Annotated in this window: 15 protein-coding genes; 7 read left to right on the top strand and 8 right to left on the bottom strand. The window is 59.1% G+C overall.

All coding sequences use genetic code 11. The features are described 5' to 3' along the window. Window positions 1–19 precede the first annotated feature (19 nt). Window positions 20–904: a LysR family transcriptional regulator ArgP gene (locus ABLN94_RS04410; RefSeq protein WP_352989627.1), complete on the top strand. Its 885-nt coding sequence runs from the start codon at window positions 20–22 to the stop codon at window positions 902–904. 9 nt (window positions 905–913) lie between these two features. On the opposite strand, the gene ABLN94_RS04405 is transcribed toward ABLN94_RS04410, so the two are convergent. Beyond that, a complete protein-coding gene (locus tag ABLN94_RS04405; protein WP_352989624.1) occupies window positions 914–2,188 on the bottom strand; it encodes a permease in 1,275 nt (424 codons plus the stop codon). 145 nt (window positions 2,189–2,333) lie between these two features. Next, the gene (locus tag ABLN94_RS04400; RefSeq protein WP_352989621.1) at window positions 2,334–3,074 is read right to left on the bottom strand and encodes a YebC/PmpR family DNA-binding transcriptional regulator; all 741 of its coding nucleotides are present in this window, start codon (window positions 3,072–3,074) and stop codon (window positions 2,334–2,336) included. Window positions 3,075–3,184: 110 nt separating this feature from the next. On the opposite strand from ABLN94_RS04400, the gene ABLN94_RS04395 reads away from it, so the two are divergent. The 4 genes from ABLN94_RS04395 (at window position 3,185) to ABLN94_RS04380 (ending at window position 8,311) form a co-directional block, all read left to right on the top strand. Beyond that, window positions 3,185–4,957, top strand: a complete 1,773-nt coding sequence (locus tag ABLN94_RS04395) for an SLC13 family permease (RefSeq protein ID WP_352989619.1) — start codon at window positions 3,185–3,187, stop codon at window positions 4,955–4,957. A 16-nt stretch (window positions 4,958–4,973) separates the two neighbouring features. Then, on the top strand, window positions 4,974–5,708 hold the full coding sequence (locus tag ABLN94_RS04390) for a glutamine amidotransferase (protein WP_352989616.1): 735 nt from the start codon (window positions 4,974–4,976) through the stop codon (window positions 5,706–5,708). 72 nt (window positions 5,709–5,780) lie between these two features. After that, window positions 5,781–6,638 (top strand): bile acid:sodium symporter family protein, encoded by an 858-nt coding sequence (locus ABLN94_RS04385; RefSeq protein WP_352989613.1) that lies wholly within the window; start codon window positions 5,781–5,783, stop codon window positions 6,636–6,638. Between the two features lie 11 nt (window positions 6,639–6,649). Continuing rightward, entirely contained in the window at window positions 6,650–8,311 is a 1,662-nt protein-coding gene (locus ABLN94_RS04380) for an FAD-binding dehydrogenase (RefSeq protein ID WP_352989610.1), read from the top strand. A gap of 10 nt (window positions 8,312–8,321) precedes the next feature. Here ABLN94_RS04380 and ABLN94_RS04375 read toward each other — a convergent pair whose 3' ends face one another. From ABLN94_RS04375 to ABLN94_RS04365, 3 genes are all read right to left on the bottom strand, one after another. Further along, complete coding sequence (locus tag ABLN94_RS04375; RefSeq protein WP_352989607.1) at window positions 8,322–9,062, bottom strand: YbaY family lipoprotein; 741 nt, start codon at window positions 9,060–9,062, stop codon at window positions 8,322–8,324. A 95-nt stretch (window positions 9,063–9,157) separates the two neighbouring features. Continuing rightward, window positions 9,158–10,936, bottom strand: a complete 1,779-nt coding sequence (locus tag ABLN94_RS04370; protein WP_170490050.1) for an SLC13 family permease — start codon at window positions 10,934–10,936, stop codon at window positions 9,158–9,160. Between the two features lie 90 nt (window positions 10,937–11,026). Next, entirely contained in the window at window positions 11,027–11,842 is an 816-nt protein-coding gene (locus tag ABLN94_RS04365; RefSeq protein ID WP_352989604.1) for a TIGR00282 family metallophosphoesterase, read from the bottom strand. Window positions 11,843–11,931: 89 nt separating this feature from the next. On the opposite strand from ABLN94_RS04365, the gene ABLN94_RS04360 reads away from it, so the two are divergent. Next, window positions 11,932–12,165, top strand: coding sequence for a putative hemolysin (locus tag ABLN94_RS04360; protein ID WP_352989601.1), 234 nt, complete (start codon window positions 11,932–11,934; stop codon window positions 12,163–12,165). Here the strand turns inward: ABLN94_RS04360 and ABLN94_RS04355 are convergent. Both ABLN94_RS04355 and mgtE read right to left on the bottom strand, forming a co-directional pair. After that, entirely contained in the window at window positions 12,162–12,734 is a 573-nt protein-coding gene (locus tag ABLN94_RS04355) for a 5-formyltetrahydrofolate cyclo-ligase (protein ID WP_352989598.1), read from the bottom strand. The two genes, ABLN94_RS04360 and ABLN94_RS04355, sit on opposite strands and share 4 nt — an antisense overlap. Then, window positions 12,731–14,125 carry a magnesium transporter gene (gene mgtE, locus ABLN94_RS04350; protein ID WP_352989595.1) on the bottom strand — a complete coding sequence of 465 codons (1,395 nt, stop codon included), beginning with the start codon at window positions 14,123–14,125 and terminating at the stop codon, window positions 12,731–12,733. Before mgtE ends, ABLN94_RS04355 begins: the two co-directional genes overlap by 4 nt. A 139-nt stretch (window positions 14,126–14,264) precedes the next feature. Between mgtE and guaD the strand changes: the two genes are divergently transcribed. After that, complete coding sequence (guaD, locus tag ABLN94_RS04345; protein ID WP_352989593.1) at window positions 14,265–15,554, top strand: guanine deaminase; 1,290 nt, start codon at window positions 14,265–14,267, stop codon at window positions 15,552–15,554. Here the strand turns inward: guaD and ABLN94_RS04340 are convergent. Then, window positions 15,551–16,885 carry an 8-oxoguanine deaminase gene (locus tag ABLN94_RS04340; RefSeq protein WP_352989591.1) on the bottom strand — a complete coding sequence of 445 codons (1,335 nt, stop codon included), beginning with the start codon at window positions 16,883–16,885 and terminating at the stop codon, window positions 15,551–15,553. The two genes, guaD and ABLN94_RS04340, sit on opposite strands and share 4 nt — an antisense overlap. Between the last annotated feature and the right edge of the window lie 44 nt (window positions 16,886–16,929).

The following is a 16,929-nucleotide window of genomic DNA, read 5'->3' as shown; positions in this document are numbered from 1 at the left end:
CTTCAGTTAAGCCTAGCTAATGATCCTTGATCCCAATCACCTGTCGGCGTTGTCTTCGATTCTGCGGCACGGCAGCTTTGAAGCTGCTGCTGCAGAGCTTGCGGTGACCCCTTCGGCCATTTCGCAGCGGATCAAAGCATTGGAGGACCGTGTAGGCGCAGCCCTGATCAATCGCGGCACGCCCTGTACAGGAACCCCGGCTGGGCTGCGTATTGCCCAACACGCCGAGGATATCGGGCTGCTAGAAGCCAAGCTGGCAAGCGAGCTGACGCTGGATCAGGCAAGCGGTCCCGCGCGCGTGCGTGTGGCGGTGCCCGCAGATGTACTGGCAACATGGTTCATCGACGCCATGGCGCAGGTCGATGGTCTGCTGTTCGATTTGGTGGTCGACGATCAGGATCATTCGGCAGAATGGCTGCGGCGCGGAGAGGTCAGCGCTGCCATCACTGTCGGCGGGCAGTTGGTCGCGGGGTGCGATTCCACGGCACTAGGCTCTTTGCGCTATATCGCGACCGCCAGTCCGGCTTTCATTGACAAGTGGTTTTCCGAGGGCGTGAACGAACACAGTCTAGCCCGTGCCCCTAGCCTGACGTTCAATCGCAAGGATGGCCTTCAAAAATCATGGATGTTCGAACAAACCCGCCGGCGGATATCTCCGCCCTCACATTTTCTGCCGTCCCCCCAAGGTTTTGTAGAGGCCGCCATCGCTGGAATGGGTTGGGGCATGAATCCGATCGGGTTGGCGCGGAGCGCTTTGGACGATGGTCGGCTTTGTCCGCTGCTGCCTGATGCACCCTTGGACGTGCCCCTCACATGGCAGGTGGGCCGCGTTTTGGGCACAGCGCTCGCACCACTGACCAGCGCGGTCAAAAAGACGGCTACAAAGGCACTGCTTCCCGCTTAGCCCGCAGGATCAGGATGCCGCGGCCTTCTGCGACTTTGGCAAAACCACGCGATAGCAGGTGACAGCGGCGAACAGGCTGACCAAAACAATGAAGATAATGGCCCAGGCGACCTCATGCATGTGGGCAACGCCCGCCAAAACGGCTGACAGGATCACCGCCGTGATCCGACAGATACTTTTAACCGCTGCTGCCCCTTTGACCCTTTGATCTTTTGGCGCAACGTCCAGAAAATATAACTGCCGCGCGCCACTGATGCCGGTCACGGCGACGGTTACGATGAACAGGGCAATTGCGTGCAAATGCACCGCATGATCAACCCCAAGAAAATGCACCGTCACGAGCACGGCACCGGTCGCGGCAACCATCAAGTTGCCGATCACCATCACAGCACGGTGCGATTTCATGTTCACCAATTGCCACAGAGGTGCCGATACCAGATAGCCCGACGCTGAAGAGATAATCATGGCCGTCAAGCCCTTGGCTGACGCGTGATGTGCCTCGGCCGCGATCAAGGCGAAGAACGGAACCGACAGAGACACCACGACCAAAGGCAGCCGCATGACCATGTATCGGCGAAACCAAGCCTCGTCGAACATCGCGACAATATCGGTGAAATTCTCTGAAAACTTCCGTTTCCCTGCTGGGTGCGGCGTGTCTTTGGCCTCGGTGTCGCGCGCAATTTCCGAAAGCGCCAGAATGGACAGGCCAGACAAAACGAAGAAGGCCACAGAAACCGCGATCACGGCGGTATGGCGGGAAAAAGGCGGGTTCTCCTTGGTGATTTCATGCACCAACAGCGCCAATCCGATAGCCCCTAGCCCACCAACGCCGAGTTGAAGGTAATGCATAATCATCCGGGATTTGGATTGCACATGATCGCCCAGCAGATCAGTATACATCAGCGACTGAATCTCTTCGATCAGACCGATCATGAAGAAGGCCGCAACAAAGGCCATGGCAATCGCAGGCACAACTCCAGTCGCAGCCACGATCACCGCCAAAACGAGGCAGGCACCAATCCCGACCTCGGTCAGGGCAATTCCGCGTTTCTTCTGCTGCCGCGCCGAAATCGGCTGCGCAAGAAAAACGTCCGAGATCATGCTGCCCAGCATCCGTATGGACACCAACGCGCCAGCAATGAACATGGGCAATTCCAGTGAAACCGCCAGAAACGGCAACACGATCGACGGGCTGCCAAGCGTCCACGCGACCTGCGACAGGATGCTCTGACCGGTTAGAACCGGAAAGTTTCTTTTTGGCGCACTGGCTGGGCTATCCGTCATCTGCTCAAGTGAAATTTAGGCTCGATAGGTAAAGTGTTTCTATTTCAAGCCTACCGGGTTCTGGCCAACCGGCCAAGAACTCTTAGGCCACAAAAGAAAAACCCGACCAGAGGCCGGGTTTTCTACGATTGAATTATGGCGCAGATCAGAGCTGGGCCATAACCTCATCCGTCGCTTCGAAATTGGTCGTGACGCGCTGCACGTCATCGTCATCTTCCAGCGCATCAACCAGCTTCATCAGCTTTTGCATATCTTCCAGACCCAACTCGGTCGTTGTAGTCGGTTTCCAGACCAGCTTGGTCGATTCAGACTCGCCCAGCGCGCTTTCCAGAGCGTTCGACACGTCGTTCAGATCGGTATCCGCACACCAGATGATGTGACCGTCTTCCGAGCTTTCGACATCCTCAGCCCCGGCTTCGATGGCGGCTTCGAAAATCATGTCTGCATCGCCAGCGCCCGCCGGGTAGATCACCTCACCTTTACGGTCGAACATGAACCCAACGGAGCCGGTCTCACCCAGATTGCCGCCGTTCTTCGAGAAGGTCGAGCGCACAGTCGAGGCTGTCCGATTGCGGTTGTCGGTCATCGTTTCGACGATCACGGCCACCCCGTTGGGGCCGTAGCCTTCATAGCGGATTTCTTCGTAATCGTCGCCTTCGCCCGCAACCGACTTCTTGATGGCGCGGTCGATCACGTCCTTGGGGACCGAGTTCGACTTGGCCTCTTTCACCGCCAGACGCAGGCGCGGGTTCTTGTCGGGATCGGGGTCGCCCATCTTGGCGGCGACGGTGATCTCTTTCGAAAGTTTGGAAAACAGCTTGGACCGCGCGGCGTCCTGACGTCCCTTGCGGTGCTGGATGTTGGCCCATTTGGAATGGCCTGCCATGGTGCGTCCTCGTGATAGTGATTGCGTATTCGGCGCTCATATAGACGTTTGCAGGGCCAAGGATCAAGAGAGCGGCTTGCGAGACGCCCCCTCGCGGGTATGGTGGCGGCATGACGACAGATCAGATTATTCTTTTTGCCCTTTTTGCCACCGTATTTGGAATGCTGCTGTGGGGGCGCTTTCGCTATGATCTCGTGGCTTTTTCCGCGCTGCTCATCGGGGTGGTACTTGGGGTCGTGCCGGTAGACAACGCCTTCGCAGGGTTTGGCCATCCAGCAACTATAATCGTTGCCTTGGTCCTTGTGGTCTCGGCCGGGTTGGTCCGTTCTGGCGCCGTATTCCTGATCACGCGCACCTTGGTCGACGCATCGCGTGGCTTGGGCGCGCATATTGCGCTGATGGGCGGGATTGGAGCAGTGCTGTCTGCCTTTATGAATAACGTCGCCGCACTGGCCCTGCTGATGCCCGTGGACATCCAGACCGCGCGCAAAGCGGGTCGATCGGTGGGTCTGACCCTGATGCCGCTTAGCTTTGCCACCATTCTGGGCGGCATGGCAACGCTGATTGGCACGCCGCCAAACATCATTATCGCCTCGATTAGGCAGGAAACGCTGGGTGAACCTTTCAAGATGTTCGACTTTGCCCCCGTGGGTGGATTGGCTGCGATTGCCGGGCTGGCCTTCGTATCGCTGATCGGCTGGCGCTTGATCCCGAACCGAGGCCCGCAGGAGGAAACGTCCGAAGCGCTGGCCGAATACATCGCCGAACTCACCATCCCGCCGGACTCTGCGCATATTGGCAAGCGGGTCAGTGAACTCTATGAAGCAGCCGAGAAGTCAGACGTCGCCATTATCGGCCTGATCCGCGACGGCAAGCGGCGCTATGGCCGATCCGCCCATGCCACGATTAAGGAAGGCGATGCGCTAGTCCTGGAAGCTCGGCCCGAGGCTCTGGATGAGTTTCGTGCTGCACTAAGCCTCGATTTCTCGGACACGCGGCGGCAGGAATTGCTGACCGCTGAAGGCGACGGACTTGAAGTGATCGAGGTCGTCGCCCCCGAAAGCGCCCGTATAACCGGGCGCACCGCGCAAGGATTGGGCTTAGCCTGGCGTCAGAGCACCGTGCTGATGGGCATCTCACGCCAAGGTCGCCGCATCACCGAACAGGTCCGCAAGACCGAGGTCGAGGCGGGTGACATTCTGTTGCTGCTCTGTCCCCGTGACCGCAGCGCCGATGTGACTGAATGGTTAGGGTGTCTGCCGTTGGCCGAGCGTGGGCTGAACGTCACTGCCAATGACAAGGCATGGCTGGCCATAGGCCTGTTCGCTGCTGCTGTGCTGGCGGCGAGTGTCGGGCTAATCTACCTGCCAATCGCGCTGGGACTGGTCGTGGTGGCCTATGTTCTGACCAAGATCATGCCGATCGCCGACATCTACAATCACATCGAATGGCCAGTCGTAGTTCTGCTGGGATCAATGATTCCCCTGGGCAGCGCTTTGGAGACCTCTGGCGGCACCGAACTGATCGCGAACGCTCTGGTGCAACTGACCGATGGCCTGCCAGCCTGGGCCATTCTGACGGTTCTGATGGTCGTCACGATGACCCTGTCGGATGTGCTGAACAACACGGCCACAGCCATCGTCGCCGCGCCGGTCGGCATCCAGATGGCCCGGACGCTTGAAGTCTCGCCTGATCCGTTCCTGATGACGGTCGCCGTTGCGGCCTCGGCCGCGTTCCTGACCCCCATCGGGCACAAGAACAACACGCTGGTGCTGGGACCGGGCGGCTATCGCTTCGGCGACTACTGGCGCATGGGACTGCCGCTGGAAATCCTCATCGTTGCGGTTTCCGTCCCGGCCATCCTTGTCTTCTGGCCGCTTTGACGGGTAAGGGCATCGCATGAAACGATTTCTGATCCTGCAATTGCGCCCCGAGACCGAAGCGTCGGACGCCGAGTACGCCTCAATCCTGGACAAAACCGGCCTGTCGCCGGACCAGACCCACCGCATCCGGCTGGATTGCGAGGACCTGCCAAATGCCCTGGATGTGACAGATTACGCTGGCGTAATCGTCGGCGGCGGCCCCGGCTGTGTCAGTGACGATCCGGCGACGAAATCCGAGATCGACGCGCACGTCGAAGCCGCCATCATGGGCCTGATGCCGCAGATCACTGCGCAGGATCACCCTTTCATGGGCTGCTGCTATGGGCTTGGTATTCTGGCCGCGCATTTGGGTGGGGACGTCAGCAAAGACCAGTTCGGAGAACCCGTCGGCCCCTCGACCTGCCATATGACTGAAGAGGGCGCGCGCGACCCGCTTACTTCAGGACTGGGCGAGAGGTTCGACGCATTTGTCGGCCACAAAGAAGCCGTACAAGCCCTGCCCGATGGATGTGTTCACCTGCTGGCCTCGGACCCCTGCCCGTTCCAGATGATCCGCTGGGGTCAGAACGTCTATGCCACGCAGTTCCATCCCGAGGCCAATGCGCAAGACTTTGAGCAGCGTATCAATATCTACAAAGACTTCGGCTATTTCCCACCCGAAGACGCGCAACGCCTGATTGATATCTGCCACGCGGCAGATGTCACCCAACCGGGCGAAATCCTGCGTCGCTTTGTCGAACGCTACAAGTGACCCAACGGAGCGGTTGCCTGAATCTTCCACCCTCGCATAGGCTGATCCGAACGGCTTTGGGAGGAGTTGTTCTTGGATCTGCTTATTAATGTCGGCTTGCCGCTGTCGCTGGCCATTATCATGCTGTCTCTGGGCGTCGGGCTGCACGTTGCTGATTTCAAGCGTGTGCTCAGCCGCGGCTACCCGTTTGCCATCGGTGCGCTGAGTCAGGTGGTCCTGCTGCCCATCGCAGCCTTCATCACCGTCACACTGTTCGCCTTGCCGTCCGAGATCGCGGTCGGGTTCATGCTGCTCAGCTTTTGCCCTGGTGGGGTTACCAGCAATATCCTGTCCAAACTGGCCAAAGCGGATGTTGCCCTGTCGGTCAGCCTGACCGCGGTCATCAGCCTGTTGTCGATGTTAACGGTTCCCGTTCTGGCTGCATGGTCGATCAATCATTTCATGGGTGAAGACGCGCCCGAAGTGTCAATTACCGGGCTGGCCATCGCCATGTTTCTGATCACCACCCTGCCCGTAGCCATCGGTGTCAGCCTGCGCCATTTCGCAACCAAATTTGCGGAACGGATTGACGCACCTTTGTCCAAACTGGCGACCGGCCTATTCGTCCTGATCGTTATCGCGGCGCTGGCCGGGAACTGGCAACTGTTTGTCGACAACCTCGGAATTATGGGTGCGGGGCTGGTATCCCTGAACATCGCGCTGCTGGCGATCGGGCTAGGGATCGCACGTGCCGCGAAACTGTCGTGGAGTGAGAGTAAGACAATCTCAATCGAAACCGGCATCCAGAACTCGACACTGGGGATCACGCTGGCGGCACTGATCACAGGAACCGAAAGCGGATTCAGCCCGTTGGCCCTGCCCTCGGCCGTTTACGGGATCATGATGTATGTCGTGGCCTTGCCCTATATCGCCTGGCTCCGCAGTCGCTGAAAGGACAAGACATGACCAACAACACTGCTGACGCCATCATCGTGGGCGCGGGTCTGGCCGGTCTGACAGCTGCAGCCGAGCTTGGGGATCGCGGTAAAAAGGTGATCGTTCTGGATCAGGAGCCCGAGCGTTTTCTGGGCGGGCAAGCGTTCTGGAGCCTCGGCGGGTTGTTTATGGTCGATACTCCAGAGCAGCGCCGGATGGGCATCAAAGACAGCCACGAGCTCGCCTTGCGCGACTGGATGGGGAGCGCGCAGTTCGATCGTGACGAGGACGCCTGGCCTCGGAAATGGGCCGAAGCGTATGTAGAATTCGCCGCTGGTGAGATGCGTCCCTGGCTGTACGAAATGGGCTTGCGCTGGTTCCCTATCGTCGGATGGGCCGAGCGCGGCGGGTCGTATGCGGATGGTCATGGCAACTCGGTACCGCGGTTTCACATTACTTGGGGCACCGGTCCGGGCGTATTGACGAACTTCATCCGCCGGGTGCGCGAGCACGTCAGCGCCGGGCTTATCGAGTTAAAATTCCGGCATCAGGTCAGCCATATCATCATGCAGAACGGCTGCACCAAGGGGGTCTCGGGCGAGATTCTGGCCGATGACACTGCCCCTCATGGCGCCAAGACCAACCGCGATGAGGTGGGCGAGTTCGAAGTCTATGCCCCCTCGGTCATCGTCACCTCAGGCGGGATCGGTGGTAACTTCGAGATGGTGCGCAAGAACTGGCCGCGCGACCGGCTTGGCGAACCGCCCAAGGACATGGTTGCGGGCGTCCCGTTCCACGTTGATGGCCGAATGATTGGCATCAGCGAAAAAGCCGGAGGACATGTGATCAACAGTGATCGGATGTGGCATTACACCGAAGGCGTACGCAATTGGAATCCAATCTGGCCATCTCACGGCATCCGCATCCTACCCGGCCCCAGTTCAATGTGGTTCGACGCGCGCGGCAATCGCTTAAAACCACCCTGCATGCCAGGGTTCGACACGCTGGGCACACTGCAGGAAATTCTGAAAACCGGGTATGAATACAGCTGGTTCGTGTTGACCCAAAAGGTGATCAAAAAGGAATTTGCTCTGTCCGGATCGGAACAGAACCCGGATATGACTGATGGCGGCTGGCGCGAAGTACTGTTCCAGCGCGTCCTGACCGGATCAAAAGCCACCGCACCTGTCGAGGCGTTCAAGGAGCACGGCGAGGATTTCATCGTCGCCAACACCCTGACTGAGCTGGTCAGCGGGATGAACCAATTGGGCGGAGGCCTGATCGACGAAACCCATCTGCGCGCCCAGATCGAGGCGCGAGATTCTCAGGTGGACAATCCCTTCACCAAAGACGCGCAGATTGCGGCCATACTTGCGGCACGCAACTATCGCGGCGACAAACTGATCCGCACCGCCAAACCGCACAAGTTCCTCGACCCGGCCAACGGCCCACTGATCGCGGTCAAGCTGCATGTACTGACACGCAAGACTCTGGGTGGATTGCAAACCAATCTGGACAGCCAGATGATCGGCGCGGATGGTCAAGTCGTCCCCGGCCTGTTTGCGGCCGGGGAAGTCGCCGGGTTCGGCGGCGGTGGCTATCACGGCTATAACGCGCTCGAAGGCTCATTTCTCGGCGGCTGCATTTTCTCAGGCCGCAATGCTGGACGATCCAGGGCCGTCGCCTGACGGCCCTACGTTACTGAGTACGCGCGAATTTAATGACTGGCTCACCAGCGGCGTCCAAAAAGGCGAGTGCATCACCTTCCATCGCATAGGTGGTAACGTTCTGCAGCGCTGCAAAGAACTGCCGCTCAACCTCTTCCAACTCCGGAGGGCAAGCCATCAGAGTGGCGGCCATGTTGTCGGGGAATGAAATAGATGCGCCCGTAATCTCTGCCTGACCGTTGAACCGGTTACACCCTCCGCTGCCGGAGAAAGCGCCGCCTTGGGCAAACGAAATCTCCGGGCGGCGTTCCGTCTCAATTGGCGCGCCATTCAGAACTGCGGCCGTCCATTGCGTGTTTTCTAGCATGGCACCCCCTTGCGCCTGCACCAACATCAGATCAGCGGAATTCCCCGCTCCGTCGGTCAAAACCGGATAGGCGGTGTCAGTCGTAAACAGCAGGTCCTGCCCTTGATTGATGGTAGCGCGCACCACATAGCGATGACCTTCCTTGATCAGAGCATCGTCGAAAGTCAGCTCAAACTGCGTCGGCACGCTCGTCACGGCATAGCGTTTCGCGGCCAGCGGTACAGCTGGCGCGTCAGCGAGTGACACGTCCTGAAGCTCGACGTACAGCGTTGCGTCTGGCGGCACGGCGATCCGTTCGCGATAAGTAGCGGTTCCGGTCACCATTCCGGCATGGCTTTGAGTGCCCAGAACAGTCAGCACAATTGCGCAGGCGACGATGGCCTGACCGAGTTTTGGAAATGGCATGATCCAATCCTTTCACTTCCGCGTTGGTGAAAAGATCGTGACCAGATCAGTATTTACAAGACCCACAGCCTCAAATCGGCGATTCCGCGCCTGACTTACAGCGGCCAGATCAGCGGGATCAGCAGCGACGCCAGCAGACCAACGGTCAGGTTCAGCGGTATTCCGACCTTCATGAAATCGACAAATCGATAGCCGCCCGGACCGTAAACCATCATGTTGGTCTGATACCCGATCGGTGTGGCAAACGAGGCAGAGGCTGCCACCATTACCGCCACGACCAGAGGGCGCGGGTCGATCCCCACCGCCTGCGCCAGTCCGATAGCAATCGGCGTCACCACGACAGCAACCGCGTTGTTTGACACCAGTTCGGTCAGCACCGAAGTCAGCAGGTAAACGGCCCAAATGATCAGGAAGGGCGGTAAGGCGCTTAGTCCGGGCGCAATCGCCTCGACTATCAGCGAAACGGCTCCGGATTTATCCAGCGCCGCACCGATGGCCAGCATGGAAAAGATAAGGGCCAGCAGACGGCCTTCGACAAAGGAAAACGCCTCATCCGCGTCTATACATCGGGTGAGCAGCACTACGGCGACCGCCAGAACTGACAGCAGCAGGATCGGTGCCACACCCAACGCGGCCAAAGCGACGATGCCCACAAGTGAGCCAATTGCAATCGGTGCATGGCTACGCCGGAACGCACGCGCCGAAGGCTGCGTAACGTCAACCATATCCATATCGGCCGCCAATTTCTGAATATCCGCCGGAGCGCCCTCCAACAGCAGCGTATCCCCGACCCGCACTACTAGGTCATCCAACTGGCGCCCGATATTCTGGTTACGCCGATGTACCGCCAATACGTAAACACCATACCGACGCCGCAGGCGCATATTGCCTAGTGTCCGCCCAACCATTCGACAACCCGGAGTGATCAGCACCTCGACCGTCTTGGTCTCAACAGCCGAGACCTGATCGACACGCTTCAATTCCTTGTTGCTTTGCAGGCTCAGCAACTCGGTCATCTCGGTCCGCAAAACCACACGGTCGCCGACCTTCAGTTCAACGCCTTTCAGGTTCCGCCGCAGCGATTCATCACCCCGGATCACGTCTATCAGGCGCACACCGGGGCGTTTGAACAACTGAACCCCGGTCACCTCTCGCCCGATCAAGTTACTGTCGGGAGGGATAACGGCCTCTGTGAAGAATTTCATCTTTGAGCGGTCGCTGAGCATCGAAGCCATGCTGTCCCGGTCCGGCAGCAGGCGCGGCGCGATAAACCGCAGGTAAACCATGCCATAGATCACCAGCGCGATGCCCAGCGGCGTAACCTCAAAAATCGTAAAGGCCGTCATGCCCTGCGACCGGGCCACACCATCCACCAGCAGGTTGGTCGACGTTCCGATCAGGGTCAGCGTCCCGCCCAAAATCGCTGCGTAGCTGAGCGGGATCAGCAGTTTCGAAGCCGGTACATTCAATGTGCGCGCAATCTGCACGAAGACTGGAATCATCACGACCACCACCGGTGTATTCGACACCACCGCAGAGGCAATAACCACAAAGGCCATCAGCAACCCGATGGCGAAACGCGGATTCACCTGCGCCTGTTTTTGCGCGGTCGAGGTGAACGCGTCCAGTGCTCCGGTGCGGACCAAAGCGCCCATGATGATGAACATCGCCGCAATCGTCCACGGCGCGGGGTTGGATAGGACTGCCAGCGCGCTTTGATAGGGCAAAATGCCTGTCACCAGCATGATGGCGACACCGCCAATGGCGACTACCTCAGTCGGATAGGCCTCGCGCAGGAACATGACGAACATGCCCGCGACAACCAAAAGCGCCAGTATCGCGCTGCCCGTTTCTGTCAGTTGAAGGAAATGCATTCTTGGTATTCTGTCCGAACCCTGGCCTGGCTTACGCGCCCATCGGGCAGTTTCACGCATTGCGCGCGACAGAGCAAGCCTGTCATGGCCTTATTGCGGCCCGGCTTGCTGCAGACACCCACCAACGCGCACCATTTGCACAGATTTTGCCTGACCGTCGCGGTCATCTGTCTCGACGAACACACCGCTGAGCGTCGCCTCACCATTCGCCGGGGTGAATCGCGTTTTGGGCATACCGGTGATAAAGCGGCGCATCGGTTCGACCTTGTCCATGCCGATCACCGAGTCATAATCCCCGCACATACCCGCATCTGTCAGGTAGGCCGTGCCGCCCGGCAAGATCTGAGCATCCGCGGTTGGTACATGGGTATGCGTCCCGACTACAAGGCTGGCGCGTTTGTTGCAATAGTGCCCCATTGCCATCTTCTCGGACGTCGCCTCGCAGTGCATATCAACGATGATGGCGTTTGCCTGCCCGCCCCGTGGATGAGATTTCAGGATCGGTTCAATGGCCGAGAATGGGTCATCAAAGGGCCGTTTCATGAACACCTGCCCCAGCACCTGCGCCACCAGCACCTTTCGGCCTCCGGGTGCGTTGAACAAGCGATGCCCCCGCCCCGGCGCACCCTTGGCGAAATTCACCGGGCGCACAATGCGCGGCTCTTTATCAATGAACTGCAACATGTCTTTCTGGTCGAACGCGTGATCGCCCAATGTCAGGCAATCGGCACCGGCATCCAGCAGCAGCTTGGCGTGATCGCCGGTCAGGCCCATCCCGTTCGACGCGTTCTCGCCATTGACCACAACGAAATCCAGCCGCCATTCGTCGCGCAGTCGCGGCAAATGTTGTTGAATGGCCGTGCGTCCCGCGCGGCCCATGACATCACCCAGAAAAAGTATCCTCATCCGACTTCTCCTAAGAGTGGTAATAGCCAAGCACAAGTGGTTAAGCTGCCGACATAAACCGACAAAGCCTTTTAAACAGGAGAATCTAGATGTCGCGCATCCTTTTGACAGCCCTCGGCCTAACCACACTTACAGCTTGCGATGACGTGCCATCCGCAAATTCGACCACGGAGCTTGCAAACCCAGCCGCTACATTTTGCGTGGAAAGCGGTGCCCAGTATGAAATTCGAGATGGCGACAATGGGCAAACGGGTGTCTGCATCCTTCCAGACGGGCGTGAAGTCGACGCTTGGGAGTACTTCCGCGAAAACAGCCCGACCTAAGACGTGCAGGTCGAAAAGGTCAGGACTCGGCTTTCGGTGATCACCATGTCCAGCTGCTGATCGGTGGGCTCCAACGGCAGCCCTTCGGCCTCTTGCGCGTCAAAGGCAAAACCGATGGCCAGCGTCGGGCGTTTAGCGCGGAGTCCCTCCAGGGTGCGGTCATAGAAGCCGCCGCCATACCCCAACCGCCCGCCTTGCGCATCGAAAGCAACCAGCGGGACGATCAGAATCTCGGGGTCAAAGTAATCGTCGACCTCGGGCACTTTTGCCCCGAAAGGTCCGTCTTTCAGTGCGCCCTCGGGCGTCCAGCGGGAAAACTTCAGCGGCTGACCGGCGGCCTGAATCACCGGCACTCCGACCGGGCCATAGGCCGAGGCCTCGGCCATCGCAGCCAGCGGGTCAATCTCTGTGCGGATCGGCATATATCCCGACAGAGGTACGCCGCGGTGACCGGCCAGAACCTCAGACAAGCGCCCTGCCACTCCGGGCAGGCGGGTGTCGAATGCCGCTTTACGGCGAGCAAAAGCCGCCTTACGCGCGGCGGCTTTGATTTCGGTCAAATCGGTCACAGTAGCACCACGCTGGCAAGCCCAAGGAACAGGAAAAACCCCATGACGTCCGTTGTGGTTGTCACAAAGGTGCCGGACGCAAGCGCCGGGTCAGCGCCCAGTCGGTCTAGCACCACAGGTACTACCGTACCGACAAACCCCGCGATGATCATGTTCACGACCAAGGCGCAGCCAATCACGACACCCAGCAACGGAGAATCGAACCACATCATCCCCACCGTCCCCAGAACGATGGCAAAACACAGACCGTTCAGCAGCCCGACCAGAAGTTCCCGTCGGATGACCCGCATAACGTTCGACCCGGTCAGGTCTCGCGTCGCCAAAGCCCGCACCGCAACCGTCAGCGATTGAGTCCCTGCATTGCCCCCCATCGACGCCACGATCGGCATCAGAATCGCCAGCGCCACCAGCTGATCAATCGCCGCCTCGAATTGCGAAATCACCAGCGAGGCACAGATTGCCGTACACAGGTTCACGGCCAGCCACGGCAGACGTCTGCGGCTGGTCGCTGCCACACTGTCTGAGATCGAGCTTTCGTCACTCACACCAGCAAGGCGCAGGATGTCCTCTTCATGCTCTTCGTCCAGAACGACCATCGCGTCGTCGATGGTGATCACACCGACCAGTCGCCCATCTGCGTCAACGACGGGGGACGAAATCAAGTGATACTGGTTGAAGGCATAGGCCACGTCTTCCTCGTCCTGATCGACGGGAATGGTGTGGAATTCTTCATCGGCGATATCGTGCAGCGGCACCTCGCGGCGCGTGGCCATCAGCTTACCCAATGTGACCTGCGCCACCGGCTTTAGCCGCGGATCAACCAGCACGACGTGATAGAACTGTTCCGGAAGATCGTCATTGGCGCGCATGAAGTCGATGGCCTGCCCCACTGTCCAATGCTCGGGCGCCATGACCACTTCGCGCTGCATGAGACGGCCGGCCGAGTTTTCCGGGTAGGACAGCGCTTGTTCGGCCGCGATCCGCTCGGAATCCTCCAGAGCATCAAGGATGGCCTCTTGCTGAGGCTCCTCAAGATCTTCCAGCAGGTCAACGACATCGTCGCTTTCCATCTCTCGCACCGCGTCGGCCAGAACGTCGGGCTTCAGGATACCGATGATCTCTTCACGGACAGCCTCATCAAGCTCCGACAGGATATCGCCGTCGAATTCCTTGTCGTACAGACGGATCAGGCGCGCGCGGTCGTAGGGATTGATTTGCTCCAGAAGGTCGGCGATGTCGGCCGGGTGCAGCGGCTCCATCAACTCGACCAGTTTGTCGCGGTCGTCTACATCGACCGCATAGAGGATGGCCGCCACGGTTCTGCGATCCAGCGCATAGACGTCCTCATCACTGGTCGCCTCGGTTACGGGTTCATCAAAGCCTGTTGTCATATCTGCCCCCGTTTGCTCGGTCATTGACCCCTAATTAGAAGAAGCAGCTACCGGAAAACAATGACAATGCACCGATTTACCCACAAGTTTCACGCGCCTATGCTGTTTCACAGTCCCATACAGGCGGAGATGAAGTGAAATGGCGCAAAAAACGCTGCTGAAAGGACGCGTCCTGAGTTTTAACGGCTCTCCGTTCGAGGGTGAGCCGACCGAAGCCGTCACAATCAGCGAGGCTGTTCTAATCGAAGACGGTCGCATTTCCGCCGTGGCGGATGCCGACAGTCTGCGCTCCGCTCACCCAGATGCCAGCGTTGTGGATCACGGTCAGCATGTCATCATGGCCGGGTTCATAGATGCGCATGTGCACTATCCTCAGACTGCAATGATCGCCAGTTGGGGCAAGCGCCTGATCGACTGGCTGAATACCTATACCTTCCCCGAGGAGATGAAGTTCGGGGACATCGCCTATGCCTCTGAGATTGCAAATCGCTATCTGGATTTGACGGCGGCGCATGGCACGACGACAATGTGCAGTTTTTGTACCATCCACCCCGAAAGCGTCGATGCGTTCTTTTCTGCCGCGCAAAAGCGCAATCAGCGCGTAGTTGCGGGAAAGACTTGCATGGACCGCAACGCCCCCGAAGGGCTGCGCGACACGGCACAAACGGCATATGACCAGTCCCAAGCCTTGCTGGAAAAATGGCATGGCGTCGATCGGCTGTCTTATGCCATCACCCCGCGCTTTTCCCCCACCTCTACACCCGAACAGCTTGAGGCGATGGGTGCCCTCTGGGCCGAGCATCCGCATTGCCTGATGCAAACTCACCTGAGCGAGCAAACCGATGAGATCGCCTGGGTCCGAGAACTGTTCCCCGACGCACGCGATTACTTGGACACCTACGAAAAGTTCGGTCTGCTGGGGTCACATGGCGTCTACGGCCACGTCATTCACTTGGAATCGCGCGAGCGCGACCGATTGCGGGAGGTCGATGCGTCGTTGATCCACTGCCCGACCTCGAACACTTTCATCGGGTCTGGCCTGTTCGACATGGACGGGTTGATGCGTGGCGGTCATCGGATCGGGCTGGCCACCGACACAGGTGGCGGGTCCAGTTTCTCGATGCTGCATACGATGGCCTCGGCCTACGAGATTGGGCAACTGCGCGGTACACCGCTGCACGCCGCGCAACTGTTGTGGCTGGGCACTGTCGGGTCTGCGCGATCCCTACGGCTGGACGACTGCATTGGCAACGTCGCGCCGGGGATGGAAGCCGATCTGATCGTACTCGACCTTGCTTCAACCCCGGCCATCGCCCAGCGCGAGGCTTGCGCGGAGGATTTGTGGGAAGCTATTTTTCCCACCATCGTGATGGGCGACGACCGGGCGATCACCGAGGTATGGATCGCCGGTCGGCGCGTTACCTCCTAGGTCTGCAAAGCACGTGCCAACTGGTGCTGTCGCTCGATCACGCGGGGCATGTCCAACGTGGTGACATGTCCGTCGCGCACGATCTGGCGGCCTTCAACGAATAGATGTTTGACCTTCATAGGCCCGGCCAGCAGCAACGCCGCCGGGTCCCAACTGCCCGCGCTTTCGACGCAACATGTGTCCCAGATGGCAACATCCGCGCGTTTGCCGGGTTCAAGTCGCCCACAGTCCGGACGGTTCAGCACATCCGCGCCGCCACGGGTCGCAATTTCTAGCGCCTCACGCGACGACATGGCGTCTGCACCGTTGGCGACCCGTTGCAGCAACATGGCCTGACGTGCCTCAAGGATCAGGTTGCCAATGTCGTTGCTTGCAGACCCATCCGCCCCCAGCCCAACTGGCACGCCCTGATCCCGCATGGCACGTACCGGCGCAATGCCAGATCCCAAACGGCAATTGGAACAGGGGCAATGCGCGACACCGGTTTGGGTTCTGGAGAACAAATCAATCTCGGCCCCGTCCAGCTTGACGCAATGGGCATGCCAGACGTCAGAGCCTGTCCATCCCAGTTCCTCGGCATACTGCCCCGGACGACACCCGAACTGTGCCTGAGAATAGGCGATATCCTCGTCATTTTCTGCCAGATGGGTGTGCAACATCACACCTTTGTCTCGCGCCAAAAGAGCCGCATCGCGCATCAGGTCTCGGCTGACCGAGAAAGGTGAACACGGTGCCAAACCAACGCGGCACATCGCGCCTTCGCTAGGATCGTGAAACGCGTCCACAACACGGATCATATCGTCGAGAATCGCATGTTCCTCTTCGACCAGAGCATCCGGCGGCAGGCCTCCATCGCTTTCCCCGATACTCATCGCGCCGCGCGTTGGATGGAAGCGCAGGCCAATCTCGGCTGCTGCGGCAACCGTATCATCCAGACGCGCGCCATTAGGGTACAGATACAAATGATCGGAACTGAGCGTGCACCCGGACAAGGCCAATTCGGCTAGCCCAATTTGGGCCGAGACAAACATCTCCTCCGGCCCAAAGCGCGACCAGATGGGATAGAGCGCCTTGAGCCAGCCGAACAACAGCGCATCCTGACCGCCGGGCACCCCACGGGTCAGGGTTTGAAAAAGGTGGTGATGGGTGTTCACCAAACCCGGCGTCACAACACAACCAGAGGCATCGTGGACCTCTCCGTTAGTTTGCAAGCCTTGGCCTATCTGTTCGATCCGTCCCGCACGGATCAGAATATCTGCACCGGATAGCTCACTGCGCGTATCATCCATCGTCAGGATGGTGTCTGCGTTTTTGATCAGGATTTCGGTCATTCCGCCCCCTTGCATGCGCCCGTTTCGTGCAAGAAGGTATAGGC

Origin of the sequence: Ruegeria sp. SCP11 (assembly GCF_040329455.1) — a bacterium.
GTDB classification, from domain to species: Bacteria; Pseudomonadota; Alphaproteobacteria; order Rhodobacterales; family Rhodobacteraceae; genus Ruegeria; species Ruegeria atlantica_E.
Note: the sequence above shows the minus strand (reverse complement) of the source record. Positions and strands in the feature narration are given on the sequence as shown.